The organism is Actinomadura litoris (assembly GCF_009733595.1).
In the GTDB taxonomy this organism is placed as follows: domain Bacteria; phylum Actinomycetota; class Actinomycetes; order Streptosporangiales; family Streptosporangiaceae; genus Spirillospora; species Spirillospora litoris.
Map to the genome: position 1 here is coordinate 779,027 of NZ_WOFH01000002.1, position 26,457 is coordinate 805,483.

Below are 26,457 nucleotides of genomic sequence, written 5' to 3' on the forward strand. Positions count from 1 at the left end.
CATGTTCCGCCGGCACGGGTCAGCGGAAGTCGCGGGAGCGGGAGCGGCCCGGCACCGGCAGCCGCCGCAGCCGTGTCGCGCGGACGTTGGCGACGCCGTCCGCCCGCTCCAGCCGCCCGCCGACCAGCAGCGCCTGCGCGTCCACGGCGAGGCCGCGGTGCCGCTGGAACACCGGCGGCGGGCACACGACGTTGACGATGCCCGTCTCGTCCTCCAGCGTCATGAACACGATGCCGCCCGCCGTCGGCGGGCGCTGCCGGTGGGTGACGAGCCCGGCGACGAGGACGTTGGTCTCGCCCGGGACGTCCGCGAGCCGCTCCGACGACAGCGCGCCGAGCTCGTCCAGCGCCGCGCGGACGTGCGCGACGGGATGGGTGTGCGAGACGCCCGTCGCCCACAGGTCCGCGAGCGTCTCCTCGATCGGCGTCATCGCGGGCAGGCCGGGCGCGGCGGCGCCGGGTGTGACGCCCTCGATCCGGCCGGGCCCCGACCCCGCCAGCGCCCCGGCGGCCCACAGCGCCTCCCGGCGCGTCACGCCGAGGCGGCCGAACGCCCCGGCGGTCGCCAGCGCCTCAAGCGCCGCCGCCGACACCGGGACGCGCCGGGCCAGGTCCTCCATGCTCGCGTAGGGACGTCCCGCCGCGATGGCCTCGGCCGTCTCGGTGCCCAGGTTGCGGACCCCCTCCAGGCCGGCCCTGATCGCGGGCTGCGGTGCGGCGGGCGCGTGCGGGTGGGGGCTGTCGACCTCGACGGGCTCCTCCAGCGTCGGATGGACGCCGCTGGCGTTGACGTCCACGCCCCGGACCACCACCCCGTGCCGCCGCGCGTCCGCCAGCAGGCTCTGCGGGCTGTAGAACCCCATCGGCTGGTTGCGGACGAGCGCCGCCGTGAACGCCGCCGGGAAGTGCCGCTTCAGCCAGGCGCTCGCGTACACCAGGTGCGCGAAGCTCTGCGCGTGCGACTCGGGGAACCCGAACCCGGTGAACCCCAGGATCTTCTGGTAGACGTCCTCGGCGACGTCGGCGGGGATGCCGCGCGCGGCCATGCCGTCCAGCAGGCGGCGCCGGAGCCGCTCCACGCGCTCGGGCGCGCGTTTGGCGCCCATCGCCTGCCGGAGCTGGTCGGCCTCGGCGGGGGTGAACCCGGCGCAGTCCACGGCGAGCTGCATCATCTGCTCCTGGAACAGCGGGACGCCGAGGGTGCGCGACAGCGCGGGCTCCATCAGCGGGTGCGGGCACGTCGCGGGCTCCAGGCCCTTGCGGCGGCGCAGGTACGGGTGGACCGACCCGCCCTGGATCGGCCCGGGGCGGATCAGCGCGACCTCCACGACCAGGTCGTAGAACTCGCGGGGCCGCAGCCTCGGCAGCGTCGCCATCTGCGCCCGCGACTCGACCTGGAACACCCCGACCGTGTCGGCGTCACTCAGCATCTCGTAGACCTGGGGGTCGTCCGGCGGGATCGACTGGAGGTCGTGGCGGGGCCCGTGGTGCTCGGCGACGAGGTCGAAGCAGTCGTGCAGCGCGGCGAGCATGCCGAGGCCGAGCAGGTCGAACTTGACGAGCCCGGCGGCGGCGCAGTCGTCCTTGTCCCACTGGAGGACGCTGCGCCCCGGCATCGTCGCCCACTCGATCGGGCAGATCTCCCCGACCGGGCGGTCGGCGATGACCATACCGCCGGAGTGGATGCCGAGGTGCCGGGGGAGCCGCAGCATCCGGCCCGCGAGGTCCATGACGGGCGCGGGCACGTCGGTCTCGGTGCCGACCGGGTCGCGCGGGTCGATGCCCTTGGACCACGCGTCCTGCTGGCCGGGGGAGAAGCCGAGCGCGCGCGCCGCGTCCCGGACGGCCATCCGCGGCCGGTAGCTGATGACGTTCGCGACCTGCGCCGTGCACTCGCGCCCGTACTTGCGGTAGACGTACTGGATCGCCTCCTCGCGGCGGCGGTGCTCGATGTCGAGGTCGATGTCGGGCGGGCCGTCGCGGCCGGGGGACAGGAACCGCTCGAACAGCAGCCCGTGGTGCACCGCGTCCACGCCGGTGATGCCGAGCGCGTAGCAGACCGCCGAGTTCGCCGCCGACCCGCGCCCCTGGCACAGGATGCGCTCCCGCCGGCAGAACTCGACGATGTCGTGGACGATCAGGAAGTAGCCGGGGAACCCGAGCTGCTCGATGACGTCCAGCTCCCGGGCGATCTGCGCGTACGCGCCCGGGACGCGCTCGGCCCCCGGCGTGCCGTAGCGGGCGAGCGCGCCCTCGGCGACCAGGTGCCGCAGCCAGCTCGCCTCGGTGTGCCCGTCCGGCACGGGCCAGTCGGGGAGCCGGGGCGCCATCACCTCGAACCGGAACGCGCACTCGGCGCCCAGCGCGACCGTCCGCTCGCGGACGCCGGGGAAGCGCGCCAGCCGCGCCGCCATCTCCGCGCCGTCGCGCAGGTGCGCGGTGCCGCCCGCCGGGAGCCAGCCGACCATGTCGTCCAGGCCGCGCCGGGAGCGGACGGCGGCCATCGCCTGCGCCAGCCGCGCGTCCGGGCCCGGCGCGGCGAAGTGCACGTTGTTGGACGCGACGACGTCCACGCCCGCCCGTGCGGCGAGCGCGGCCAGGACGTCGTTGCGGTGGTCGTCGTCCGGCTGGTCGTGGTCGACCAGCTCGACGAACACGTTCTCCCGTCCGAACATCCCGGTCAGGCGGCGCAGCTCCCGTTCGGCTGCGTCCGGGCCCTCCGCCTCCAGCGCGGCCGGGACGTGGCCCTTGCGGCAGCCGGTCAGCACCGCCCACGTCCCGTCGTGGGCGGCGGCGAGCGCGTCCAGGTCGTAGACCGGGCGGCCCTTGCGCCCGCCCGCGAGCTGCGCCGCCGTGATCGCCGAGCAGAGCCGCGCGTAGCCGGACGCGCCGCGCGCCAGCACCAGCAGGTGCCGCCCCGCCGGGTCGGGCTCCCCGGCGCGCGGCCCCGGCAGGCCGAGGCCGAGCTCCGCGCCGAACACGGTGCCGATGCCCGCCTCGTCAGCGGCGCGCGCGAACTGCACCGCCCCGTACATGCCGTCGTGGTCGGTGATCGCCATGGTCTCGACGCCGAGCCGCGCCGCCTCGGCGACGAGCGTCTCGGGGTGGCTCGCGCCGTCGAGGAAGCTGAACGAGGAGTGGCAGTGCAGCTCGGCCCACGGCACGCTCCCCGGCGCCACCGGCGCCCCCGCCGCACGGCGCGGGCCGGGCTCCGGCGCGGGCTCCGGCGGCGCCGCGGACGGGCGCCACGACAGCCGCTCCTCGAACTCCCGCCACGGCACCGGCGGGTTGTTCCACCCCATCAGAGCCCCTCAGTCATAGGACGCCTCCACATGCCAGCGGCCGCCCTCGACCGCGAGCAGGTAGGCGGCGCCGTCCTCGGTGACGACCTGGAACCTGGCCAGCCGCCGCGACCGCGCCGGGTCCCACCAGCGCTCGTCGGCGGGCCACGGCCCGGTCCAGCCGGTCACCGCCGCCGTGCCGCCGCCGAACGCCAGCGCGGCGGGCGGCGCGGACACCGCGCAGCGCGCCGAGACCACGACCGGGCCCCCGGCGGCGTCCACGACCTCGGCGGACGCGGCGCGCGGCGGGACGGCGGCGGGCGCGGGCGCGCCCACCCGGCCCGGCCAGGGGCCGTCCGGGGCGCCCGCCGGGGGCAGGTCGCCGACCGGCACCCGCACGACCCGCTCGCCGGGGCCGCGCCCGCCCGCCAGCACCGGGCGGGTGATCCCGTGGTGGCCCAGCAGCGCCTGGACGCGGTCGGCGGCCCGCGCGACCCGGTCGGTGACCGCCGTCCCGCCCCACAGGCCCTCCTGCCGCCCCACGTCCGGGACGAGCTGGTCGGGCGCCAGCTCCAGCCACGTGACGCCGCCCCACACCGCCTCGTCCTCCGGCGGCGCCTCGACGCCGTCGGGGTCGGTGCCGGGCACCGGGCGCTCGCTCCGCCACGCCGAGAGCTGCCAGCGGACCCGCTCGGCCACCGCCAGCGCCGACAGCCGGCCGTCGTGCCGCCACAGCCGCCGCAGCACGTGCCCGTCGGCGAACCCGACCGAGGTCTCCAGCCGCACGCAGGTCAGCCCGCCCGCCGCGAGCCCCTCGTGCAGCTCGCCCGCCAGCCGCTTGGCCGCGAACACGACCTGTTCCGCGCGCGCGGCGGGCGGGTCGAGGTCCGCGCGGACCGACAGGTCGGGGACGCCGGGGACGGGCGCGGGAGGGCGCGGCTCCTCGCCCCGGGCCAGCCGGTGCGCGAGCGCGCCGTCCGCGCCGAACCGCCCCGCGACGTGCCCGGACGGCAGCGCCGCGAAGGCCCCGAGCGTCGCCACCCCGAGCCGCCGCAGCAGGTCCGCCAGCTCCGGGCGGTCGAGCACCGACAGCGGGTACGGGGCGAGGAACGCGGCCGCGCCGCCCTCGGGCACCACCACGCCGCCCTGCCCGGCGCGCGCCGCGAGTTCGGCGGCGAACAGCCCGTCGGCGACACCGGACCCGCAGTCGTACCCGGCCTCCACCACCATGTCCTGGACGAGGACGCGCAGCGCCTCCTCGCCGCCGTAGAAGCGGGCGGGCCCCCGCGCCGGGATCGCGCACAGCCCCGGACGCACCACCTCCACCCTCGGCGTCAGCTCCGCCACCGCCGCGACGACGGCCTCGAACAGCCGCCCCTCGGCGCCGGTGTCGCGCTCGCGGACGACCAGCTCCGGGCAGCGCCGCTGCGCGTCCCGCAGCCGCTGCCCGCGCCGCACGCCCTGCGCCCGCGCCGCCGCCGTGCACGCCTCCACCCGGCCCCGCGCGACGGCCGCGCCGGGCGTCGCCGCGTCCACCCCGGCCGCCGTCGCGGGCCAGTCCGGGCACCACACCACCAGCACGCGCGTCACGCGATCTCCTCCCCGGCCACCGTGTGCACCGGCCCGCCCGCCGACACGGGCCCGCCCGCCGACACCGGGCCGCCCACCGGCTTCAGCGCGGGGACGGTCTCCGCCGGCGCGACCGCGCCGTCCGCGTCCGGGAACCACAGCCGGACGCGGCGCGCCGGCCCCGGCCCCTCCGCGACGACGTCGGCCAGGCGCCCGCGCAGCCGCCCGTGGCCGTCGCCGAGGCCGTGCCAGGCGACGTCCTCCAGCCGGAGCCGCAGCCGGGTCCCCGGCCAGGCGTCCGCGAAGGCGCCGGTCAGCGTCAGCACGCAGCCGTGCCTGCGGGCGAGCGCCGACAGCCGCCGGACGGCCGCCGCGCCGGGCCGCTCCGGGGGCCGCAGCAGGATCAGGCCGACCGCCTCGGCGAGCGCGGCCACCACGTCCGGCCAGCGGTCGCCGGGCTCGTCGACCAGCAGCAGCCGCTCGGGCGCCGCGCCCATCCCGGCGGCGGCGAGGACGCCGAACTCGGGCAGCCCGACGACGCCGCACCAGCCGCCCGGCCCGTCCTCGCCCTCCGGCGCGGTGGCGCCCGCCGCGAGCGCCGCCCCGAGCGAGGCCGCGCCCAGGCCGGTCAGCCCCACCACCGACCCCGGCCGCAGGACGCCGCCCGGGACCAGCGCCCGCAGCGCGGGCAGCACCGGCACGCCGGACCCCTCCGGCGCGCCGGCCGCGATCCCCCGTAGCGCCGCCTCCGGCACGGACGTCCCCCCCTCCGCTGCTCCGCACCAATTTCGAACACAGATTCGATCTGTGTCAAGTTCTCGCAGGTCAACCGGGGGAACGTGACGACCCCCAAAGCCCGACGCCATCGGGCTTCGGGCGGATTTGCGGCAGAATGACCCGGCATGGAGACCGAGCCGCCGGCGGTGGAGTGGACGGGCGACGGGCTGCGGCTGCTGGACCAGACCGTCCTGCCCGGCCGGGTGGAGTACGTCGTGGTCCGCGACGTCGGGACGCTCGTGGACGCGATCCGGCGGCTCGTGGTGCGCGGCGCGCCCGCGCTCGGCGTCGCGGGCGCGTTCGGGGTGGCGATCGCCCTGCGCGAGGCCGCCCGCGAGGGCTGGGACGCGGCCGCGCTGGAGGAGGCGGTCGCCCGGGTGCGGGAGGCCCGCCCCACGGCGGTGAACCTCGCGGCGGGCGTCGACCGCGTCCGCCCGCTCATGGGCGCGGGCGCCGAGACCGTCGCGGCCGAGGCCCAGGCGCTCCTGGACGAGGACGTGCGCGGCAACCGGGCGATCGGCGCGCTCGGCGCCGACTGGATCCTGCGCCGCCTCGGCGACCGGCCGCTGCGCGTGCTCACCCACTGCAACGCGGGCGCGCTCGCGACGGCGGGCTGGGGGACGGCGCTCGGCGTCGTCCGCGAACTGCACGCCCGGGGCCGCGTCGAGATGGTCTACGTGGACGAGACGCGCCCGCTCCTCCAGGGCTCCCGGCTGACCGCGTGGGAGCTGGCGCGGGCGGGCATCCCGTGCGCGGTCCAGCCCGACGGCGCCGCGCCGAGCACGCTGCTGCGGGGCCTCGCCGACCTCGCGGTCATCGGCGCCGACCGGATCGCCGCCAACGGCGACACCGCCAACAAGATCGGCTCACTCGGGGTGGCGCTGGCCTGCGCGGCGGCGGGCGCGCCGCTGGTCGTCGCGGCGCCGTGGAGCACGGTCGACGCCGCGCTGCCCGACGGGCGGGGCGTCCCGATCGAGGAGCGCCCCGCCGCCGAGGTGCTGACCTGGAACGGCGAGCCCACCGCCCCGGCCGGCGTGGCCGCCCACAACCCCGCCTTCGACGTCACCCCCGCCCGCCTGGTGACCGCGCTGGTCACCGAGACGGGCGTCCTGGAGGTGTCGTCGGGGCGGACGCCGGGGGCGGCCCGCCCCGCTAGGGGGTGAGGGTGCGGGTCGCGGCGCGCAGGCTCGCGTTCAGGTGCCGCTCGTAGGCCCGCGCCGTGGCCGGGTCCTTGTCGACGAACAGCGCGTCGTACAGGGCGGGCAGCCGCTGCGTGGCGTAGCCGGTGTCGATGCCGGGCGCGTAGATCTGGTGCCGGTACCAGGGCCGTCCGGGCAGCCCCGCCGAGGTCAGCAGGTCGCGCTCGGCCTGCATGATCTTGGCGTTGAGGCGGCGGAACTCGGCCGTGTCACCCGCCCGCAGCGCCGCGTCCGCGCGGGCCTGCAACGCCTCGGCCGCCCGCTCCCACGCCTTGGCCTGGTCGACGTCGCGGGAGACGTCCACGACGACCGTGCCGAGCCGCTTGCGCTGCTCGGCGGTGAAGTCGGCGAGGTACTGCGCGGTCTCCGTCGCGTACGGGCGGTACCCGAGCGGGACGACGTCGGCGTTGGCCAGCCGCAGCGTCGAGATCCCCACCAGCCGCGTCATCGCCGCGTGGTACTCCCACGTCGGGTCGCCGAAGTGCGACATCCAGTAGAAGTCGTCGCAGGAGCAGTGGTAGTTGCCCCCCGACCCCGTGGACGACGCGCCGAGGTCCAGCGCGGGCACGCCGTAGCGCTGGAAGAACGCCTGGAAGTCCGAGCCGCCACCGATCCGGGAGATCGGCGTCCTGCCCTTGTTCTGCGCCTTCCACGCCTCGTAGAGCGTCCCGTCGGTGCCGGGCCAGCGCACCTCCTTGGACGCGTCCACCACGAACCCGTCCAGCGCGGGCGTCGCGGCCGGGCCGAAGTTCGAGCCGCCCGCGCCGTCCATGTTGACGTAGGCGACGGCGTTCCGCAGCCGCCCGGCGCGCTCCTCGGCGTACTCGGTGGAGCCGAACAGCCCGTACTCCTCGCCGTCCCACGTGGCGAGGACGATCGTCCGCTTCGGCCGCCAGCCCTGCTTCAGCAGCGTGCCGAGCGCCCGCCCGACCTGGACCACGTTCTCCGCGCCGGACAGGTTGTCGGAGCTGCCGTAGGTCCACGCGTCATGGTGCGCGCCGAGGATGACCTCCTGGTCGGGGCGCTCGCTGCCGGGGATGCGCACGGTCACGTCCCACAGCGGCCGGACGCTGAACGTGTTCTTCAGATCCAGGTGGACCTGGGTTCCTCCAGGCCCGAACCGGTAGGGGAACTTCAGCCCGCCCTGCCACTCCTTCGGGACCTCCGGGCCCGTCAGCGCCTTCAACAGCGGCTCGGCGGCGCCGTAGGAGATCGGCATCGTCGGGACGAGGCCCTTCAGCATCGGCGCGTCGGCCGGGTCGATCCGGTGCGCGCCCTTCACCGCGGGCCAGCCCGGGGTCTGCGGGTCGCCCGCGGCGAGCTGGATCTGCGCGACGCTGCCGCGCTGGATGCCGTCCGCGGGGCGCCACGGCCCCTCCGGGTACACCTTGCCCCGGGTGAACCCGTCGTCGGCCGGGTCGGAGTAGATCAGCACGCCCTTGGCGCCGTGCCGGGCGGCCTCGCGCGGCTTGATGCCGCGGAAGACCGACCCGTACCGGACGAGGACGATCTTGCCCTTGACCGAGACGCCCTTCTCGGCGAGCAGCGCGAAGTCCTCGGGCCGCCCGTAGTTGGCGTACACGACCTCGCCCCGCACGTCACCGGACGGCGACATGCCGTTGTGCCCGGGGATGACGTCCTCGAAGTGCTTCTGCCAGGGGCGCGCCTTCTCCTTCACCGGTAGCGAGACGCGCTGCGGCGCGGTCATCTCGACCTTGACCCGTTTGGGCATCGACAGGTACGCGTAGTAGGTCTTGACCTCGGGTTGCAGCCCGTAGGACTTGAGCCGCTTGACGATGCGCTGGACGCGCCGCCAGTCGCCGGTCGTGGTCGCGAGCCCGGGCTCGCTCGCCAGCTCGGCGTCCAGGTCCCGGGCCAGCGTCCCGGACGGGATGCCGCTCAGCAGCTTCTCGTACTGCCGCTCCCATCTGGCGTTCTTCTGGGTGAAGCCGGCGATCGGCTCGTCCCCGCCGGGCGGGGCCCCGCCCGGCGAGGCGGACGCGGGCGCGACGACCGCGCCGGCGAGGGTGACGGCGAATGTGACGAGCGGCGCGCAGAGCGCCGCGAGGGCCGGGGTTCGAGAGCGGAACACCAGCGTTACCTCCGGATGTTCGCGGGGACGGTGCGCCCGGAACGTACGTCGCGGATCGGCGAAGATCTAGATCAACTGCCGGATCCGGCCACCGCCCGCGCGGGATCGGCCATCATGATTGTCGTGCCGAGCCCCTCGTCCTCCCCGTCCGCCACGCCGACCCCCCCGCCTTCGGGGGCGCCCGGAGCGGTGACGCTGGAGGCGGTCCTGGAGCGGGTCACCTACGCCAACGAGGACACCGGCTACACGGTCGCGCGCGTCGCGACCGACCGGACCGGCGCCGACCTGCTCACCGTCGTCGGCGCGCTGCTCGGCGCGCAGGTCGGCGAGAGCCTGCGGCTCACCGGGCGGTGGCGCTCGCACCCGAGGTTCGGGCGGCAGTTCGAGGTCGACTCCTACACGACCGTGCTGCCGGCGACCGTGCAGGGCATCCGCCGCTACCTCGGCTCCGGCATGATCAAGGGGATCGGGCCGGTGATGGCCGACCGGATGGTCGCGCACTTCGGCACCGACATCCTCCGGATCATCGAGGAGGAGCCCGGCCGGCTCGTCGAGGTCCCCGGGCTCGGCCCGAAGCGGACCAGGCGCATCGCCGAGGCGTGGGAGGAGCAGAAGGCCATCAAGGAGGTCATGGTCTTCCTCCAGGGCGTCGGCGTCTCGACCTCGCTCGCCGTGCGGATCTACAAGAAGTACGGGGACGGCTCCATCGACACCGTGCGGCGCGAGCCGTACCGGCTGGCGGCGGACGTGTGGGGCATCGGGTTCAAGACGGCCGACACGATCGCGCAGGCCGTCGGCATCCCGCACGACAGCCCCGAGCGGATCAAGGCCGGGCTCCAGTACACGCTGTCGGAGGCCGCCGACGACGGGCACTGCTTCCTGCCCGAGCCCAACCTGGTGACCTCCGCCGAGAAGATCCTCGGCGTGCCGCGCGAGCTGATCGTCCCGGCGCTGGACGAGCTGGCCCGCGAGGAGGGCGTCGTCCGCGAGCCGATCCCCGGCGCGGGGGAGGACGCGGCGACGATCCCCGCCGTCTACCTCGTCCCCTTCCACCGCGCGGAGCGCTCGCTCGCCCGGGGCCTGCGCGAGCTGCTCGACGCGCCGGAGGACCGGCTGAAGGCGTTCGCGGACGTCGACTGGGACCGCGCGCTCCCGTGGCTGAAGAAGCGCACCGGCCAGGCGCTCGCCCCCGAGCAGGAGGAGGCCGTCAGGCTCGCGCTCACCTCCAAGGTCGCGGTGCTCACCGGCGGGCCCGGCTGCGGCAAGAGCTTCACCGTCCGCTCGGTGGTGGAGCTCGCGGCGGCCAAGCGCGCGAGGATCGTGCTGGCGGCGCCGACCGGGCGGGCGGCCAAGCGGCTCGCCGAGCTGACCGGGCACGAGGCCGCGACCGTCCACCGGCTGCTCCAGCTCCAGCCCGGCGGCGACGCCAAGTTCGACCAGGACAACCCGCTCGACGCCGACCTCGTGGTCGTCGACGAGAGCTCGATGGTCGACCTGATCCTCGCGAACAAGCTGGTGAAGGCGATCCCGCGCGGCGCGCACCTGCTGCTGGTCGGCGACGTCGACCAGCTGCCCTCGGTCGGCGCGGGCGAGGTGCTGGCCGACCTGCTCGCGGCCGGGCCGATCCCGCGCGTCCGGCTGACCCGGATCTTCCGGCAGGCGCAGCGGTCGGGCATCGTCGTCAACGCGCACCGCGTCAACTCCGGCGAGCACCCGCACACGCGCGGCTACGACGACTTCTTCCTGTTCCCCTGCGACGAGCAGGAGGAGGCCGCCGAGCTGACCGTGGACGTCGTCGCCCGCCGCATCCCCCGGAAGTTCGGCCTCGACCCGCGCCGCGACGTCCAGGTGCTCGCGCCGATGCACCGGGGCGCCGCCGGCGCGGGCGCGCTGAACACGCTGCTCCAGGAGGCGCTCACCCCGCACGACGACGCGCGCCCCGAGCGCCGCTACGGCGGCCGCGTCTTCCGGGTCGGCGACAAGGTCACCCAGCTCCGCAACAACTACGACAAGGGCGAGGCGGGCGTGTTCAACGGGACGGTCGGCGTCGTCACCGCCGTCTCCCCCGAGGAGCAGACGCTGACCGTCCGCACCGACGAGGACGAGAGCGTCGACTACGCCTTCGACGAGCTGGACGAGCTGACCCACGCCTACGCCATCACCATCCACCGCTCGCAGGGCAGCGAGTACCCGGCGGTCGTCATCCCGCTCACGACCGGCGCGTGGACGATGCTGCGCCGCAACCTCCTCTACACCGGCGTGACCCGCGCGAAGAGGCTGGTCGTGCTGGTGGGGTCGCCGCGCGCGCTCGCGGCGGCGGTCCGCACGGCGGGCGCGGGACGCCGCCACACCGCCCTCGCCCACCGCCTCAGCCCTTGACGATCGGCCCTTGACGGTCAGTCCTTGACGGTCAGCCGGTCCAGGCGCAGGCCGGTGAAGGCGTTCGAGGCGACCCCGCGCACCCGCTCGGACCACACGAGGTGGTCGTGCGCGGACCACAGCGGCATCGCGGGCATGTCGCGCAGCAGCGCGCTCTCGGCGAGCCGCGCCGGGATCACGCCGTCCTCGGCGGACGCGGCCGCCGCCGACTCGCCGAGCAGGCCGGTCGCGTAGCCGTCGGCGTAGCCGGTCCCGGCGTCCAGCAGCGGCGTGAGGGACGCGAGCGGCGCGGGGTAGGCGGCCGTGGCGTGGACGGCGTACGGGCCGTCGACCTGGCGGTCGTCCACCGCCTTGCGCAGGTCGGCGACGGGTTGCGGGCGCGCGTCCAGCCCGAGCTCCTTGCGGAGCTGCTCGGCGACGGCCTTCACCCAGCCCTCGTCGCCCGAGCCCGTCTGGTACCAGATCCGCAGCGGCCCGGTCAGGCCGCCGGCGTCCTTCAGCGCGGCGGTCGCGGCCTGCGAGTCGTGCAGGCACAGCCGGCACTGGCCGTCGCGGTGCCCCGGCAGGATGCCGGGCGCGACCAGCGAGTCGGAGGGGGAGTACTGGTGGCCGAGCACGCCCTCGGTCACCGCCGGGCGGTCGATCGCCATCGACAGCGCCGTCCGCACGGTGGGCGAGGCCAGCCGCTCCACCGGCGCGGGGAACCCCAGGTAGGTCATGCTCCGGCCGGGGACGGCGAGGTGCCGGCGGCGGAAGTCGGTGTCCATCGACTCGTGCCGCGCGGGCGGGACCCCGGTCGCGACGTCCAGGTCACCGCCCTGGACGGCGTTGTACTGGCGCGCCGCGTCCGGCATCGCCTTGACCACGACCTCGCGGCCGCCGGACGGGCGCCGCAGCACGATCTCCGCGCCGGTCCGCGCCGTGATCCGCAGCGGGCCGTTGCCGACCGGCAGGCGCGCGTAGGACGCCCAGTCCCGCGACCTGAGCACGCCGTCCGGCAGCGGCAGGAACGCCGGGTCGCCGAGCAGCGCCGGGAACCCGCTCAGCGGGCCGTCGAGCGTGACCTCGAAGGTCCGGTCGTCCTTGACCTTCAGGCCCGCGACGCCGTCCGCGCCCGGCTCGCGGGCGCCCTTCACCCGCGCGACGTCGGTGAACAGCCGCGCGCCCGCCCACCTCTCGCGCAGGACGGCCGTCCAGGCGTCGGTGAACGAGCGCGAGGTGACCGGTGTGCCGTCGGAGAACCGGCCGCCGGGGCGCAGCCGCACCGTCCAGACCTTCCGGTCGCCGCTCGTCACCGACTCGGCGGCGCCCGGGACGGGCGCGCCCGAGGCCGGGTCGTAGGTCATCAGGCCCGTCCACACGGCGTTCGCGATCATGCGGCCGGTCGCGTCGCGGACGTCGCCGGGCAGCAGCGTCGCGGGCGCCGCCGCGCCGACCGAGATCCGCGGGTCGGCGGGATCGCTCCACGCCTTGAGCGCCACGACCGGCGCCACCAGCATCACGACGGCGCCGGTGACCAGGGCGGCGGTGCGCGGGGCGCTCTTCAACGGCCTCTCCCGGGAGGTCGGGGGCGGGACGCCGGGAAGCGTACGGCACCGCCGGGCGGCGGCGGAAGAGCGACCATGGGCCTACCGGCCCCCCGATCATGACAGGCATCATCTGCCCTTACGCTCCTGTTGCCAATTCGTGACATACCGCCCTGTTGATCACGGTTCGCCTACTCGTCACACTGACGCTGCGCAGATCGTTTCGAAAGTGAGGCGCCCATGCCACCCCGCGACAACCCCCGCAGCTCGCGCCGGGCACGACGGCTGGCCCAGGGCGGTGGCGCCGTCGCGGCGTCGCTGGCACTGATGGCCGGCACCGCCTGGGCATGCCCGCCCGAGCCCGGCGCCCCGCCGAGCGGGGCCAAGGCCGAGGCGCAGAGCGAAGGCTCCGGCGGCCATTCCGGCCACTACCACCGCGCCGGCGCCACGACCACCGAGCGCTCGGAGTCGATCAAGAACGTGCGGCGCGTCGGCGGCGTCCCGGACGCCAAGGGCGCCATCTCGCTGATGTTCATCGACTACGGGCACGGCCGCCACAAGCGCACGGTGATGTACGCGACCGGCCAGTTCGGGCTCAAGGCCTACGACATCACCGCCGACCCCCGCGTCCCCAAGCTGGTCGGGCAGCTCAACATGCCCGGCATGTGGGAGACCGAGGACACCGACTTCGACCCCAAGCGCAAGATCATTTACCTGTCCCGTGACCCGCGCGCGTTCGGCGGCACCACCGCCACCGGCGAGTCCGGCGTGTACGTCATCGACGCCTCGCGGCCCGAGAGCCTGCGGCAGATCACCTACGTGCAGGTCCCGGCCGGGCACACCACCACGTGCGTCAACGACTGCCAGTACCTGTGGACGGGCGGCCCGTCCAAGGCGAGCTGGATGCCCGCCGACTGGGGCGGCCGGCCCGTGTGGGTCACCGACGTCCGCAACCCGGCCAAGCCGGTCGTCCACAAGGACCCGATCGATACCGGGCGCAACGACGGCAAGACCGACTACACCCACGACATCCAGGTCGACTCCGACGGCGTCGCGTGGGCGTCCGGGCGCGGCGGCGTCCGCGGCTACCACACCACCGGCCGCCACTACGACCCGCTGAAGCGCACGTGGCGCCGCGCGAGCGCCGTCGACCCCGTCCCCTACGCGGGCGGCGGGCTCGACGAGGCCACGACGAACTCCACGTTCATGCACAACAGCTACCGGGCCGTCGGCCGCACCCGGAACCAGGCCGCCGACCCGCGCCGCTGGGGCAACGGGAAGCTGCTGTTCGTCACCGAGGAGACGTTCAACGAGGGCTGCGCCAACGACGGCCTGCTCGTCATCGCCTCGCTGCGCGGCTCCTACGACGGCCAGGGCTGGCGTTCCACGCCGGAGAAGAAGTTCCGCCTCCAGACGGTCGCCACCTGGGGCGTCGCGGGCAAGGAGGGCAGCGACCCCGATCCGAAGCAGGACGACTGCTCGGCGCACTACTTCGACGTCCGCGACGGCGTGATCGCCCAGTCGTTCTACTCGCAGGGCACTCGCTTCCTGGACGTCCGCGACCCCACCAACCCGCGGCAGATCGCCTACTACCGGCCCGCCGACGCGGCGTCCTGGCAGCCGTACTGGCACGGCAGGTACGTCTACGTCGCCGACAACACCCGGGGCATCGACGTCCTGGAGCCGACCTTCCGCTGACTCCCCCCACCCGCGCGGAGGCCCGTCCCAACCCCCCAGGGGCGGGTCTCCGCCCCCCGCCCCCGCTGTCGGCGGATGCCGCCGGCGGAGTGCTAGCGGTGGTAGTGGTAGGGGCTGTCGGAGTCCCGGGCGTTGCGCTCGGCGGCGGCCACCGCCGACTCGGCGGCCCTGCGCAGCCGGTGCCCCGCCTGCCGGACGACCTGCACCGGCCGCTCCGGCAGGTGCCGGGTCGCGTCGCGGTGCCGCCGCCAGTGCTCGCGGGCGCGTGCGCGGCGCTCGACCCGCAGGTGCCCGAGCAGCCGGTCGAGGTTCATCGTGACCTCCCCGTACAGCGGCCACGGGTCGCCTGAGGCGGCGCGCTCGTGCAGTTCCCGCGTCAGCCGCGCGCGGCGCTCCCGCGCGATGTCGACGCGGACCTCCAGGTCCTGCTCGGCCTTGAACGGGCGGGCGTCGCGGTCCAGGTCGGAGCGGGCGAGCCGGCCGTAGGCGGCGATGCTCTCGGCGATGCCGGCGAGGGCGTCGGCGAGCTTGGGGCGCAGCACCGGGTCGGTGAGCAGCCGCCCGTGCCGGCCGAGCCGCTCGTCGTCGGCCAGCGACCGGGTCAGCCCGCGCAGCGACAGTGTGAAGTGCTCCATGGTCTCGACGGCGTCGCGCAGCGCGACGCCCGCGTCCACCAGCCGCCGCGCGCGGGGGTTGAGCCGGACGCTCTCCTCGGCCGCGCCGAGCGCCTGGTCGGTGCGGGCGAGGTCGCGGGCGAGCCGCTCCGCCTGGTCCTGCCAGCGCGCGGCCTGGCCGGGCTCCGGCTCGCGGTCCAGGCCGCCCGCGATGTCCTCGATCAGCTCGCGCAGCCGCTCGGCGATGGACTGGACGGCCTCCTCGGCGGGACGCACCCGCACCGAGGGCACCAGCAGCGTCGCCGCGAGCCCGGTCGCCGCGCCGATCAGCGTCTCCAGGAACCGCTCGGCCGCGCCCGACTCGCTCGCCGCGCCCAGCGCGAAGATCAGCATCGTGCTGATCGGCACTTCGAGGATGTGCTCGCCGAGCCGGAGCACGTTCCCGATGACCAGCGCGGCGCCGATCGCGAGCCCGAGGCTCCACCAGGAGAACCCGACGGTACTGGCGAACAGCACCGCCACCAGCACCCCCGAGGTCACCGACGCGACCCGCAGCACGCTCGACTTGATCGTCTCGTACACCGAGTACTGGACGACGAGGAGCGCGGTCAGCGGTGCCAGCAGCGGCTGCGGACCGCCCTCGGGCAGCAGCGCCAGCGCCAGCACGAACGCGGCGACGGCGGTGAGGGTCAGGCGGGCGATGCGGTAGGCGGTGGGCAGCGCCTCCGTCGCCACCTGGATCGGCGGTGGACGGTCGGTACGGTCTCGGCGAAGGAACGCGAGCGGCATCGTGGCAATCGGGTGTGGGGTCGTGGACTGTGGTGGGGCGCCCGGTCGGACGACCGGACATTTCACCCAATGGGGTTCAGGTCCCCGATCCTTCCCGTCCTAAAGCAAAAACCGGTCAAAACTCAGGTTCGGGGCGGTGCCGGGCGCGGAAGGCGGCCACGTTCGTCCGGTTCGCGCAGGTCTCGGAGCAGAAGCGGCGGCGGCCCGCGCGGGAGGTGTCGGCGTAGACGCGGTCGCAGCCGTCGGCCGCGCACACCCCGGTCCGGCTGAGGCCGTGCTCGACGACCAGCTCGGCGAGGTTCATCAGCGTCGTCGCGCGGAAGCGGTGCGGCAGCCGGGACGAGGGCGGCGCGTAGTGCATGTGCAGCCCGTGCGGCTCGTGCACGGCCAGGTGCGGATGCATGGGGACCTCCAGCATCAGCTCGTTGAGCAGCCGCATCGCGTCCTCGATCGAGGCGGCCTCGAAGAAGGGGCGCAGCGTCGCGCCCCAGCGGCGGAACTCCTCGGCGTCGCGCGCCTCGAACTCCCGCCAGAAGAACTCGTTCTCGCGCAGGAGGCGCTGGAGCGCCTCCTGCGAGGCGTCACCGCCCGCGCTGGTCACCGCGTTGACGAGCGCCACGGCGGCGGCCACCCCGTGGCTTCTGTACCCAGTGATCCGCATTGCCCCGGCTCCCGCTCCCATGCCATGCTGTAAACGACATCTTAGCTATAACCCTTACAGTTTCGTGAGGACGCGCGGTGGAGGAATGCCCACGCTGTGGCTGGCCCCAGACCCAGGTGTACGAGGTGCTCTCGCGCCACCTGACCTCGGAGGGCGTGGTGAGTTACACGCGCTGCGCCTGCGGGGAGGTGCAGGTGCGGGTCCAGTCGTTCGGCCCCGGCGCGGTCGTGGGAGCCCGCCCGGAGGACTCCTCCGAACCGTCCTAGGCCGGCGCGGGGGCTAGTGGCGCCAGCGGGTGGCGGCGGCGATCTGCCGCGGCGTCGCGCCGTCCAGCAGCGCGATCTCGCCCCTCCGGACGGTCGCGACCGTGTCGGCCACCTCCTCGCCGAGCGCCGCGCGCAGCACCCCGTCGGCCTCGAACGCCGCGACCGCCTCCCCGAGCGAGGACGGCAGCGCCGCGACGCCCCGCTCGTCCCGCTCCTCCTCCGACAGCGACGCCGGATCGGCGTCCACCGGCTCGGGCAGCCGCGCCCCAGAGGACAGCCCGTCGCGCCCGGCGGCCAGCAGCGCCGCGAGCGCGAGGTAGGGGTTGGCGGCGCCGTCGAAGCACTTGACCTCCAGGTTCGCCGCCTCCGCCCGCTCGCCCTCGGCGCCGGCGACCAGCCGCAGCGCCGCCTCCCGGTTCTCCAGCCCCCAGCAGGCGAACGCGCCCGCCCAGTGCGAGGGCACCAGCCGCAGGTAGCTCGCCACCGACGGCGCGCCCACCGCGAGCAGCGCGGGCAGCCGCCGCAGGATCCCGGCGCCGAACGCCTCCCCGGCGGGCGTCAGCCCGTACGGTCCGGCGCCGCCCGCCATCGCGTTGCCCGCGGCGGCCGGGTCCTCGCCGCCGTCGCGGCGCCACAGGCTCAGGTGGACGTGCGCGCCGTTGCCGACCGCCTCCGCGTCGACCTTGGGGGAGAACGAGGCGATCAGCCCGTGGCCCATCGACACGGCCCGGATCGTCTCCCTGACCAGCACCGCGGTGTCGGCGGCGCCGACCGGGTCCTCGGCGGCCACCGACACCTCGTACTGCCCGGCCGCGTACTCGGGGTGGAGCTGGTCGACGCGGACGCCCGTCGCGTCCAGCGCCTTCAGCAGGTCGCGCAGGTAGCCCGACAGCTCGCTGATCCGCGTCATCCCGTACGCGGGGCCGTGGCTGGCGGGGGAGAAGCCGTCGCCGTGGCTCTCCGACACCGCCCACTCGATCTCGAACGCCGTCCGGACGCCCCACCCGTCCTCGGCCAGCCGCTCGGTCTCGCGGCGCAGCAGCGCGCGGGTGTCGAGCGGATGGACGGAGCCGTCCTGCGCGTACCGGGAGGCGGGCGCGTGCGCCCAGCCCGGCAGCGCGGCCAGCGGGACGAGCCGGTCCAGGTCGGGGTGGAGCCGCAGGTCGCCGGTCGGCCCGCCGATGTGGCGGCCGGACACGATCGAGTCGTCCAGCAGGAAGACGTCGAACACCGGCGACATGCCGACACCCCAGGCGGCCGCGTGCTCCAGCCGCGCCACCGGGACGGTCTTGGTCCGCGTGATCCCGCTGACGTCCACCCAGGTCAGGGCGACGGCGACGACGTCCTGCCCGGCGAGGCGGCGGGCGGCCTCGGCGGCGCGGGCGCCGAGCCTGGCCCGCTCGTCCCCGTCGAGCGCGCCGAGCGGGGCTGCGGAGTGTCCGGAGTCTTCCACGATGAGGCTCTCCTGAGGAGTCGGCGAGGGGCGGGACCATACGGGCGCGGCCGAGTCATCGTGGGGAGCGACCCCCCACGCCCCCCGGCACTTGCCCGTAGGGGCATCGTAGGAACAACGACCGCTCGATTTCAGGGACGGAGGCGGGTGTCGTGCTCCAATGGCCGGAGTCGCCGCGACTGGCCGACCACCACTGCCACGGCGTCCTCGACCGCGAGCTCGACCGCGCGGGGTTCGAGGCGCTGCTCACCGAGGCCGAGACCGGCGGGCCGCCGGGCGTGAGCCCGTTCGACTCGCAGATCGGCTTCGCGCTGCGGCGCTGGTGCCCGCCCGTCCTGGACCTGGACGCGCACGCCGCGCCGGACGACTATCTCGCGCGCCGCGCCGAGCTGGGCGCGGCCGAGGTCAACCGCCGGTTCCTGGCCGCCGCCGGGCTGGAGTCGCTGTGCGTGGACACCGGGTACACGCCGGAGGCGATCCTCGACCCGCCCGGCCTCGGACGGCTCGCCGGCGCCCCCGCGTACGAGATCGTCCGGCTGGAGACGGTCGCGGAGCGGGTCGCGGCGGACGGCGTCGACGCGGCGCGCTTCGCCGACGAGGTCCGCTCCCGGCTCGCGGCGCGCGGCCCGTCGGTGGTCGGCGCCAAGTCGATCGCCGCCTACCGGGCGGGGCTGGAGATGGCGGGCGAGCGGCCGTCGGCCGCGCGGGTGGCGGAGGCGGCCGGGCGGCTGATGCGCCAGGACGCGCCGCGCGTGCACGACGAGGTGCTGCACCGGTTCCTGGTGTGGTGCGCGTCCGACGCGGGCCTGCCGGTGCAGTTCCACGTCGGGCTCGGCGACGTCGACGCCGACCTGCGGCGCGGCGACCCGCTGCTGCTCCTGGACCTGCTGCGCGCGCTGGCGGACGCCGGGACCCCCGCGATGCTGCTGCACAACTACCCCTTCCACCGGCGGGCGGGCTATCTCGCGCAGGTCCTCCCGAACGTGTACGTGGACGCCGGGCTCGCCACCCACAACCTCGGGCACCGCGCCCCGGCGCTGCTCGCCGAACTGCTGGAGCTGGCCCCGTTCGGGAAGGTGCTGTACTCCTCCGACGCGTTCGGCCTCGCGGAGCTGTACCACCTCGGCGCGGTGCTGTTCCGGCGCGGCCTCGCCGGGATCATGGAGGAGGGGGTGCGGGACGGCGCGTGGACGGCGGCCGACGCCGACCGCGTCGCCGCGCTCGTCGCGTCCGGCAACGCCCGCCGCGTCTACGGGCTCCCCGCCCCCGGATAGGCTCGTGATGATCACGGGAGGAGCGGCGACATGGCAGGACGCGAGCGGCTGCTGGTCATCGGGGGCGACGCGGCGGGGATGAGCGCCGCCTCGCAGGCGCGGCGCCGCCGCGGCCCGGACGAGCTGGAGATCGGCGTCGTCGAGCGCGGGCGGCACGCCTCGTACTCGGCGTGCGGCATCCCCTACCTCGTCGGCGGCGACGTCGAGGACGAGTCGAGCCTTATCGCCCGCACGCCGGAGGAGCACCGCGAGCGCGGCATCGACCTGCGGACGCGCACCGAGGCGACCGAGATCGACCTGTCCGGCGGCCGGGTGCGCGTCCGCGACCTGGAGGGCGGCGCCGAGCGCTGGGAGCACTACGACCAGCTGATGGTCGCGACCGGGGCCGTCCCCGCGCGCCCGCGCCTGCCCGGCGCCGACGCGGAGGGCGTGCACGGCATCCAGGTGCTGGACGACGGGATCCGCGTCCGCCGCGTGGTGGAGCGCGACAAGCCGCGCCGGGCCGTGGTCGTCGGCGGCGGCTACATCGGGCTGGAGATGGCCGAGGCGCTGGTGCGGCGCGGCCTGGAGGTGTCCCTCGTGGACGCGGCGGACCAGCCCATGGGCACCCTCGACCCCGACATGGGAGCGCTCGTCGCCGACGCGCTGCGCGGGGTGGGCGTCAAGCTGCGCCTGGGCGAGCCCGTCGAGGGCTTCGACACCGAGGACGGGCGGGTGACGGCCGTCCGCACGGCGGACCGCGCGCTGCCCGCCGACCTGGTCGTCCTCGGGCTGGGCGTGCGGCCGGGCAGCGACCTGGCGCGCGCGGCGGGGATCGAGACCGGCCCGACCGGCGGCATCGTCACCGACCGGCGGATGCGCACCCGCACCGAGCGGGTGTGGGCGGCGGGCGACTGCGTCGAGAACCGCCACCTGGTGTCCGGCGCGCCCGTCGCGATCGCGCTCGGCACGCACGCGAACAAGCAGGGCCGCGTCGCCGGGATCAACATCGGCGGCGGGTACGCGACGTTCCCGGGCGTGGTGGGCACGGCCGTCGCCAAGATCTGCGAGTACGAGGTCGCGCGCACCGGGCTGAACGAGCGCGAGGCCGAGGCGGCGGGGTTCGAGGCGCTCAGCGTCGTCGTCGCGTCCACCACCCGCGCGGGCTACTACCCGGGCGCGACCGAGATGCGGACCAAGCTGGTCGCCGAGCGCCGCTCCGGACGGCTGCTCGGCGCGCAGATCGTGGGCCGGGAGGGCGCCGCCAAGCGCGTCGACGGCCTGGCCATCGCGCTGTGGCACGGCATGACGGTCGAGGAGATGACCGGCCTGGACCTCGGGTACGCGCCGCCGTTCTCGCCCACCTGGGACCCGGTGCTGATCGCCGCGCGCAAGGCCGCCGAGCGCGTCGAGGAGGACCTGCGCTCCGCGCCCTGACCTGCTGATCCGTGGTTTGTCGGTGGCCGTTTCTAGGGTGTGGCGCCATGAACCCTCCTGCGGTCGACGAGGACGCCCCGGACTTCCCGGAAGCATGGCTGCGCGAGCGGCATCCGCGCCGCGACCGTCCGGGCGTTCCCGACGTCCGTCCCGACGCCGAAGCGGTGGGCCGGGCGCGGGCGCTGGTGGACGCCGCGCTGCCCGAGATCGAGCACGTCCTCGCACTGCCGGGGACGACGCCGCTGCTGGCCGAGCACGCCCGCGCGCACCTGGCCGGTTCGCCCAGCCCGCTCGGCGCGGCGGTCGTCGCGTCGCTCACGCTGACCGTGCGCATCACGCCCGAACTCTGGGCGTCCGAGCCGTTCCGGGACGCGTGGACGGCCGAGCACGGGCTTGCGTTCGCCGTGTGCGCCTACCTGGAGCTGAGCGAGGTGGTCATCGACTACCGGTCGGCCGCCTTCGACCCCCGGACGGGTACCACCCGGTGGGACTGGAGCGGTGTCCGGGAACGGGGCTCCGGCGACGACCGCCGCTGGTGGACGGCCCCGGCCGGCGTTCGCCGTCTGCGCGCCCTTCTGGCGGCCGCCGGCGACGACGTCTACGCCGAGGCCGCCGAGGCGGTCGCGCGGCACCGCCGGACCCCGGCCCAGCAGGTGATCGCGTCCTACCTGATGCCGACGCGGCGGGACTGGCTGGCCGAGGCCCGCGCGCTCCCGAGCCCCGTCGGCTCGTACGGCGACCGGGAGTGGCACCCCTGGATGCTGCTGTGCGCGCTCGGCGACCCGGACGACGTCGGCGGCCTGACGCTGGAGTGGGGCAGCCGCCGCCGGGACGTCATCGCGACGCTGCTGGAGGGCGTCGGCCCGGACGCGCTCGCCGCGCTGGTGACCGAGGCCGCCGACGAGCGGTACCTCGGCGCCGACACCGCGCGGCTGCTGCTGGACACCCTGGCACGGCTGCCGGTGGACGCCGCGTTCCAGGCCCTCGTCGACCGGCTCGGCCGCCGCTACGTCCAGGCCGCCGCGATCGGCGCCGCGAACCGGTATCCCGCGCGAGCGCTGCGGCTGCTCGCCGCGTCGGCCGGTACCCCCGAGGTCGACGAGATGCTGTCGGCCCACCTGCTCGCGCACCCGGAACTCGCGGACGCGATGCTCCCCGGCCTGCCGGAGGAGTCCCGCGCGGCGGTCGATGCGAACCGCGCGCGCAACGTCCGGCTGCCCGAGGCGGACGACCTGCCGCCGCTGCTCACCGACCCGCCGTGGACGCGTGCGCGCAAGAAGGCCAGGCCCCCCGTCATCAAGGGCCTGCCCCTGCCCGCCCTGCGTGCCATCGTCTGGGAGCCGGGAGAACGCGACGACTGGACGACCGACGTCCGCGATCTGTGGCGCTGGATGGAACAGCCCGCGTGGGCGGAGCAGGCGGCGCGGTTCGAGAAAGACGACCTGCCTGAACACCTGCATCCGGCCATGTTCCTGGGGGCTCCTGAGGACCTGGTGCGCCCGCTGCTGGCGAGATGGGAGCCGTCCGACGTCTTCGCGGTGGGCGACTGGGAGCCGGCGGTCGTCGCCCGCTTCGAGTTGGACGCGCTCGAACCCGTGCTCTTCGCCGCACGCCGTGCCCCGGCTGCCGCCGGCCACGCCCTGATGCCCTACCTCAGCGACGATGTCGCCCGCACGATGGCCGACTGGCTGCTGCGGCGCAAACGCGCGGGCGAGACGGCGCGCGCCTGGTTCCGCCGCCACGGCCTCGCCGCCGCGCCCGCCCTGCTGCCCGGCGCGCTCGGCCCGTCCGGCACCGAGCGCCGCGCCGCCGAGGGGGCGCTGCGGTTCATCGCCGCCGAGCACGGCGCCGAGGGGATCGTCGAGGCCGCCCGCGTCCACGGTGACGCGGCGGTCGGCGCGATCGCGGCGCTGCTGTCGGCCGACCCGCTCGACATCCTGCCCGCGAAGGTCCCCGTGATCGGCGACTGGGCCGACGTCCGGCTCCTGCCGCAACTCCTCCTGCGCGACAGTGAACGCGCGCTGCCCGGGGCGGCGGCACGGCACGTCCTGACGATGCTGGCGCTGTCCCGGCCCGGCGAGGAGTACGCCGGTGTCGCCGCCGTCCGCGACCTGTGCGACCCCGCCTCGCTCGCCGAGTTCGGATGGGCGGTGTTCGGGCGCTGGGAGGCGCACGGCGCGCCCTCGAAGGACGGGTGGGCGCTGACGCAGCTCGGTCTGACCGGCGACGACGAGACCGTCCGCCGCCTCGCCCCGATGATCCGCGCCTGGCCGGGCGATGGCGGGCACGCCCGGGCCGTGACCGGGCTGGACGTCCTCGCCGCGATCGGCACCGACACCGCCCTCATGCACCTGCACGCGATCTCCCAGCGGGTGCGGTTCAAGGCGCTGCGGGCCCGCGCCGCCGAGAAGATCGAGGAGGTGGCCGCCGGGCTGGAGCTGACCCCCGACCAGCTCGCCGACCGCCTCGTCCCCGACCTCGGGCTCGACGCCGGCGGCGGCGTGACGCTCGACTACGGGCCGCGCCGCTTCCGGGTCGCCTTCGACGAGAGCCTCAAGCCGTTCGTCACCGAGAACGGCGAGCGCCGCAAGACCCTCCCCAAGCCCGGTGCCAAGGACGACCCCGACCTTGCGCCCGCCGCTCACAAGGCGTTCGCCGCCCTCAAGAAGGACGCCCGCACCGTCGCCTCCGGGCAGCTCCGCCGCCTGGAGGACGCGATGGTCGCCCGCCGCCGCTGGCCCGCCGCCGAGTTCCACGACCTGCTGGTCGCGCACCCGCTGGTGGGGCACCTCGTCCGCCGCCTGGTCTGGCTCGCCGACGACGCCGCCGGGACGCGCGCGTTCCGCGTCGCCGAGGACGGCACCTACGCGGACATCGACGACGACACCGTCGAGCTGCCCGCCTCCTGCGAGATCCGCGTCGCCCACCCCATCGACCTGGGCGAATCGGTCGCCACCTGGTCGGAGGTGTTCGCCGACTACGCGATCCTCCAGCCGTTCCCGCAGCTCGGACGCGCCGTCCACACCCTCACCCCGGCGGAGGAGGGCGGCGGCCACCTGGCCCGCTTCGAGAAGCTCACCCTCCCGGTCGGCCGCATCCTCGCGCTCACCCGGCGCGGCTGGGAACGCGGCGTCCCGCAGGACGCGGGCGTCGAGTGCTGGATCTCCCGCCGCCTGTCCCGCGACCGGTACGCGGTCATCGATCTGACCCCGGGCATCATCGCCGGCGCCGTCGAGGCGGAGGCCGAACAGACGCTCACCGCCGTCCGCCTGGCCGACCGCCCCGACTGGGGGTCCCGGGGACCCCACCGCTTCGGCGACCTGGACCCGGTCATCGCCTCCGAACTCCTGGCCGACCTCACCGCCTTGACCGAATGACCGCCGACCGCACCCTCGCCTGGGAGCCGGGCGAGCGCGACGCCTGGGCGGCCACCCCGCTCCGGAACCTCCACAACGACCGCACTCTCGCACAGTCCCTCCGCATGCTGGAGGAAGGAGAGGACCAGCACGAGTTCGAGTTGGCGTGGCTGTTCGCCCAGGCCCCCGAGGAGGCCGTCCGCGCCCGCGTCCGGGCGTGGCGTCCGGAGTTCTGGGACCTGACCGATTCGCTCAAGCCCCTCGTCGCCCGCTTCGGCCTCGACGCCTGGGACATGGCCGTCCACGCCGCCGAGTGGAACTGGCGCGAGAACGGGGAGATCCTGCTGCCGTTCCTCAGCGCCGATGTGGCGCGCCTCATGGCCCGCTTGGCGCGGCGGGCCCCGACGGCGCGGGAGCTGACCGGCGCCTGGTTCCGGCGGCACGGGCTCGCCGCCGTGCCCTTCCTCGTCCCGGCCCTGGACGAGGCGCCGGGCGTCCGCCGCGACGCCGAGCACGCGCTGTGCCGCGTCGCCGCGTCCGCCGGTCCTGGCCCGGTGATCGAGGCCGCCCGCGACGCTGAGGGGGTCGCCCGCCTCCTCTCGGACGGGCCGTCCGAACCGGCGCCGTGCCCGCCGCCCTACCCCGCCTGGGCCGACCCGGCCACGCTCCCGCACGTCCGCCTGCGCGCCGGGGGAGAGCTGCCGCCGGAGGAGGTCCGCGCGCTGGTCCTGCTGCTCGCGATGACGAAGCGGCCGGGTGACCACCCCGGCTCGGCCGCCCGGCTCGACGCCGCCCTGCGGCGCTGCGACCCCGCCGACGTCGCCGGACTCGGCTGGGAGCTGTTCGTCCGCTGGCGGGACGCGGGGGCGCCGAGCCCCCACAACTGGGCGCTGCCCGTCCTCGCCCGGGTCGGCGACGACGAGACCGTCCGCCGTCTCGCCGCGTGGGTGCGGGCGTGCCCGGGATGGCCGGGCTTCGCGCGCGCCGCCGTGGGCCTGGAGACGCTCGCCGCCTTCGGCGACCGCGCGCTGCCGCACATCGCCGCGATCTCCCGCTCGGCCCGGTACAAGCTCGTACGCGAACGCGCCGGGGAGACCCTCCGCGAGGCCGCGCGTTCGGCGGGCACCACCCCAGAGCGGCTCACCGACCGCTTCGTCCCGGACTTCGGGCTCGACCCGTCCGGCACCCTGGTCCTCGACTACGGCCCGCGCCCGCTTCGCCGCCCTGCGCAAGGACGCCCGTAGGGTCGCGGCCGAGCGCGTCCACCGGCTGGAGGCCGCGATGGTCGCCGGGGAGCGCTGGCCGCTGCGGGAGTTCCGCGCCCACTTCGCAGACCACCCGTTGGTGTGGCACATCGCGCACCGCCTGGTGTGGGCGGCCGAGCACGAGGGCGAGGTGACGCCGTTCCGGATCGCCGAGGATCGCGGGCTCGCCGACGCGTCCGACGGCGACTTCACGCCGCCGCCCACGGCGCTGGTCTGCGTGGCCCACCCGCTGCTGCTGGACGGGCCGGAGACCTGGTCGGAGCTGTTCGCCGACTACGCGATCCTCCAGCCGTTCCTGCAGCTGGCGCGCGCCGTCCACACCCTGACCCCGCAGGAGCGCGCGGCGGACCGCCTGCCCGCCTTCGAGGGCTTGACCGTCCCAATCGTCGCGGTCCTGGCCCTCACCCGGCGCGGCTGGGACCGGGGCTCTTACGACGACACAGGGGTGGCGGACACGCTCGTCCGCGACGCGGGCGACGGCCGCCGGATCGTCCTGACCCTCGCTCCGGGCTTCCTGCCGGGACAGTTCGACACCTCACCCACCCAGCGCGTCGTCCACGTCCACCTGCTCTCGGCCACGCGGACCCGCCTCCCCTTCGGCACCCTGGATCCCGTCACCACGTCAGAACTGCTGGCCGACCTCTCCGCCCTGACAGGTTGAGGCCCGGCACGAGGCGAGATCCGCGGCCTTGGCCGGGTCGCGGCAGACGTCGGTCGCCAGGTGCGTGGTGACCTGGCAGCCGTCGTCATGTCGGCCTTGCCGGTGGCCCACTCCGCTCGTCCGGAGGAGGCCGGGGGTCAGAGGCAGGGTGACAGCCCGGTATCCGCAGCTCGGCGGGTGCT

At 75.7% G+C, this 26,457-nt stretch carries 17 protein-coding genes; 9 read left to right on the top strand and 8 right to left on the bottom strand.

What is annotated here, in order from left to right; translation table 11 throughout:
- Positions 1-19: 19 nt before the first annotated feature.
- From GNZ18_RS07895 to imuA', 3 genes are read right to left on the bottom strand one after another with little or no spacing between them, the layout of a single operon-like run.
- Positions 20-3,301, bottom strand: a complete 3,282-nt coding sequence (locus GNZ18_RS07895; RefSeq protein WP_156215506.1) for an error-prone DNA polymerase — start codon at positions 3,299-3,301, stop codon at positions 20-22.
- Between the two features lie 9 nt (positions 3,302-3,310).
- Positions 3,311-4,870, bottom strand: a complete 1,560-nt coding sequence (locus GNZ18_RS07900) for a DNA polymerase Y family protein (RefSeq protein ID WP_214619049.1) — start codon at positions 4,868-4,870, stop codon at positions 3,311-3,313.
- Entirely contained in the window at positions 4,867-5,550 is a 684-nt protein-coding gene (imuA', locus tag GNZ18_RS07905; RefSeq protein WP_216651192.1) for a DnaE2-dependent mutagenesis accessory factor ImuA', read from the bottom strand. Before imuA' ends, GNZ18_RS07900 begins: the two co-directional genes overlap by 4 nt.
- Positions 5,551-5,751: 201 nt before the next feature.
- Here imuA' and mtnA point away from each other — a divergent pair, with 201 nt between their 5' ends.
- Entirely contained in the window at positions 5,752-6,789 is a 1,038-nt protein-coding gene (mtnA, locus tag GNZ18_RS07910) for an S-methyl-5-thioribose-1-phosphate isomerase (protein ID WP_156215507.1), read from the top strand.
- Here mtnA and GNZ18_RS07915 read toward each other — a convergent pair.
- Positions 6,779-8,917: a M28 family peptidase gene (locus tag GNZ18_RS07915; protein WP_156215508.1), complete on the bottom strand. Its 2,139-nt coding sequence runs from the start codon at positions 8,915-8,917 to the stop codon at positions 6,779-6,781. The two genes, mtnA and GNZ18_RS07915, sit on opposite strands and share 11 nt — an antisense overlap.
- 189 nt (positions 8,918-9,106) lie before the next feature.
- Here GNZ18_RS07915 and recD2 point away from each other — a divergent pair, with 189 nt between their 5' ends.
- Positions 9,107-11,296 carry an SF1B family DNA helicase RecD2 gene (gene recD2 / locus GNZ18_RS07920; protein WP_312874374.1) on the top strand — a complete coding sequence of 730 codons (2,190 nt, stop codon included), beginning with the start codon at positions 9,107-9,109 and terminating at the stop codon, positions 11,294-11,296.
- A gap of 17 nt (positions 11,297-11,313) precedes the next feature.
- Here the strand turns inward: recD2 and GNZ18_RS07925 are convergent, their stop codons facing one another.
- Positions 11,314-12,843 (bottom strand): peptide ABC transporter substrate-binding protein, encoded by a 1,530-nt coding sequence (locus tag GNZ18_RS07925; RefSeq protein WP_156215510.1) that lies wholly within the window; start codon positions 12,841-12,843, stop codon positions 11,314-11,316.
- 219 nt (positions 12,844-13,062) lie between these two features.
- On the opposite strand from GNZ18_RS07925, the gene GNZ18_RS07930 reads away from it, so the two are divergent.
- A complete protein-coding gene (locus GNZ18_RS07930) occupies positions 13,063-14,520 on the top strand; it encodes an LVIVD repeat-containing protein (RefSeq protein WP_156215511.1) in 1,458 nt (485 codons plus the stop codon).
- Between the two features lie 92 nt (positions 14,521-14,612).
- Here the strand turns inward: GNZ18_RS07930 and GNZ18_RS07935 are convergent, their stop codons facing one another.
- Positions 14,613-15,923 carry an FUSC family protein gene (locus GNZ18_RS07935; protein WP_156215512.1) on the bottom strand — a complete coding sequence of 437 codons (1,311 nt, stop codon included), beginning with the start codon at positions 15,921-15,923 and terminating at the stop codon, positions 14,613-14,615.
- A 115-nt stretch (positions 15,924-16,038) separates the two neighbouring features.
- The gene (locus GNZ18_RS41110) at positions 16,039-16,554 is read right to left on the bottom strand and encodes a CGNR zinc finger domain-containing protein (RefSeq protein ID WP_173390679.1); all 516 of its coding nucleotides are present in this window, start codon (positions 16,552-16,554) and stop codon (positions 16,039-16,041) included.
- 155 nt (positions 16,555-16,709) lie between these two features.
- Here GNZ18_RS41110 and GNZ18_RS07945 point away from each other — a divergent pair, with 155 nt between their 5' ends.
- Positions 16,710-16,850, top strand: a complete 141-nt coding sequence (locus GNZ18_RS07945; RefSeq protein WP_216651193.1) for a hypothetical protein — start codon at positions 16,710-16,712, stop codon at positions 16,848-16,850.
- Positions 16,851-16,863: 13 nt separating this feature from the next.
- Here the strand turns inward: GNZ18_RS07945 and GNZ18_RS07950 are convergent, their stop codons facing one another.
- Positions 16,864-18,303, bottom strand: a complete 1,440-nt coding sequence (locus tag GNZ18_RS07950) for a type I glutamate--ammonia ligase (protein ID WP_216651194.1) — start codon at positions 18,301-18,303, stop codon at positions 16,864-16,866.
- A 152-nt stretch (positions 18,304-18,455) separates the two neighbouring features.
- Between GNZ18_RS07950 and GNZ18_RS07955 the strand changes: the two genes are divergently transcribed.
- Genes GNZ18_RS07955 through GNZ18_RS07975 form a run of 5 tightly spaced genes read left to right on the top strand, consistent with a single transcriptional unit; the run spans position 18,456 to position 26,275 of the window.
- Positions 18,456-19,577 (top strand): amidohydrolase family protein, encoded by a 1,122-nt coding sequence (locus GNZ18_RS07955; RefSeq protein ID WP_312874368.1) that lies wholly within the window; start codon positions 18,456-18,458, stop codon positions 19,575-19,577.
- Between the two features lie 30 nt (positions 19,578-19,607).
- Entirely contained in the window at positions 19,608-20,993 is a 1,386-nt protein-coding gene (locus GNZ18_RS07960; protein WP_156215515.1) for an FAD-dependent oxidoreductase, read from the top strand.
- 47 nt (positions 20,994-21,040) lie between these two features.
- Positions 21,041-24,370 carry a DUF4132 domain-containing protein gene (locus GNZ18_RS07965; RefSeq protein ID WP_156215516.1) on the top strand — a complete coding sequence of 1,110 codons (3,330 nt, stop codon included), beginning with the start codon at positions 21,041-21,043 and terminating at the stop codon, positions 24,368-24,370.
- Positions 24,367-25,593, top strand: coding sequence for a hypothetical protein (locus tag GNZ18_RS07970; RefSeq protein ID WP_156215517.1), 1,227 nt, complete (start codon positions 24,367-24,369; stop codon positions 25,591-25,593). The genes GNZ18_RS07965 and GNZ18_RS07970 overlap by 4 nt, the downstream gene beginning before the upstream one ends.
- On the top strand, positions 25,574-26,275 hold the full coding sequence (locus GNZ18_RS07975) for a DUF4132 domain-containing protein (RefSeq protein ID WP_216651204.1): 702 nt from the start codon (positions 25,574-25,576) through the stop codon (positions 26,273-26,275). Before GNZ18_RS07970 ends, GNZ18_RS07975 begins: the two co-directional genes overlap by 20 nt.
- The last annotated feature ends 182 nt before the right edge of the window (positions 26,276-26,457 follow it).

Bases quoted from the DNA above. Each gene is read 5' to 3' on its own strand.
- GNZ18_RS07895 (WP_156215506.1), bottom strand. From the start codon at position 3,301: ATGGGGTGGAACAACCCGCCGGTGCCGTGGCGGGAGTTCGAGGAGCGG.
- mtnA (WP_156215507.1), top strand. From the start codon at position 5,752: ATGGAGACCGAGCCGCCGGCGGTGGAGTGGACGGGCGACGGGCTGCGG.
- GNZ18_RS07930 (WP_156215511.1), top strand. From the start codon at position 13,063: ATGCCACCCCGCGACAACCCCCGCAGCTCGCGCCGGGCACGACGGCTG.
- GNZ18_RS07935 (WP_156215512.1), bottom strand. From the start codon at position 15,923: ATGCCGCTCGCGTTCCTTCGCCGAGACCGTACCGACCGTCCACCGCCG.
- GNZ18_RS07960 (WP_156215515.1), top strand. From the start codon at position 19,608: ATGGCAGGACGCGAGCGGCTGCTGGTCATCGGGGGCGACGCGGCGGGG.
- GNZ18_RS07965 (WP_156215516.1), top strand. From the start codon at position 21,041: ATGAACCCTCCTGCGGTCGACGAGGACGCCCCGGACTTCCCGGAAGCA.
- GNZ18_RS07970 (WP_156215517.1), top strand. From the start codon at position 24,367: ATGACCGCCGACCGCACCCTCGCCTGGGAGCCGGGCGAGCGCGACGCC.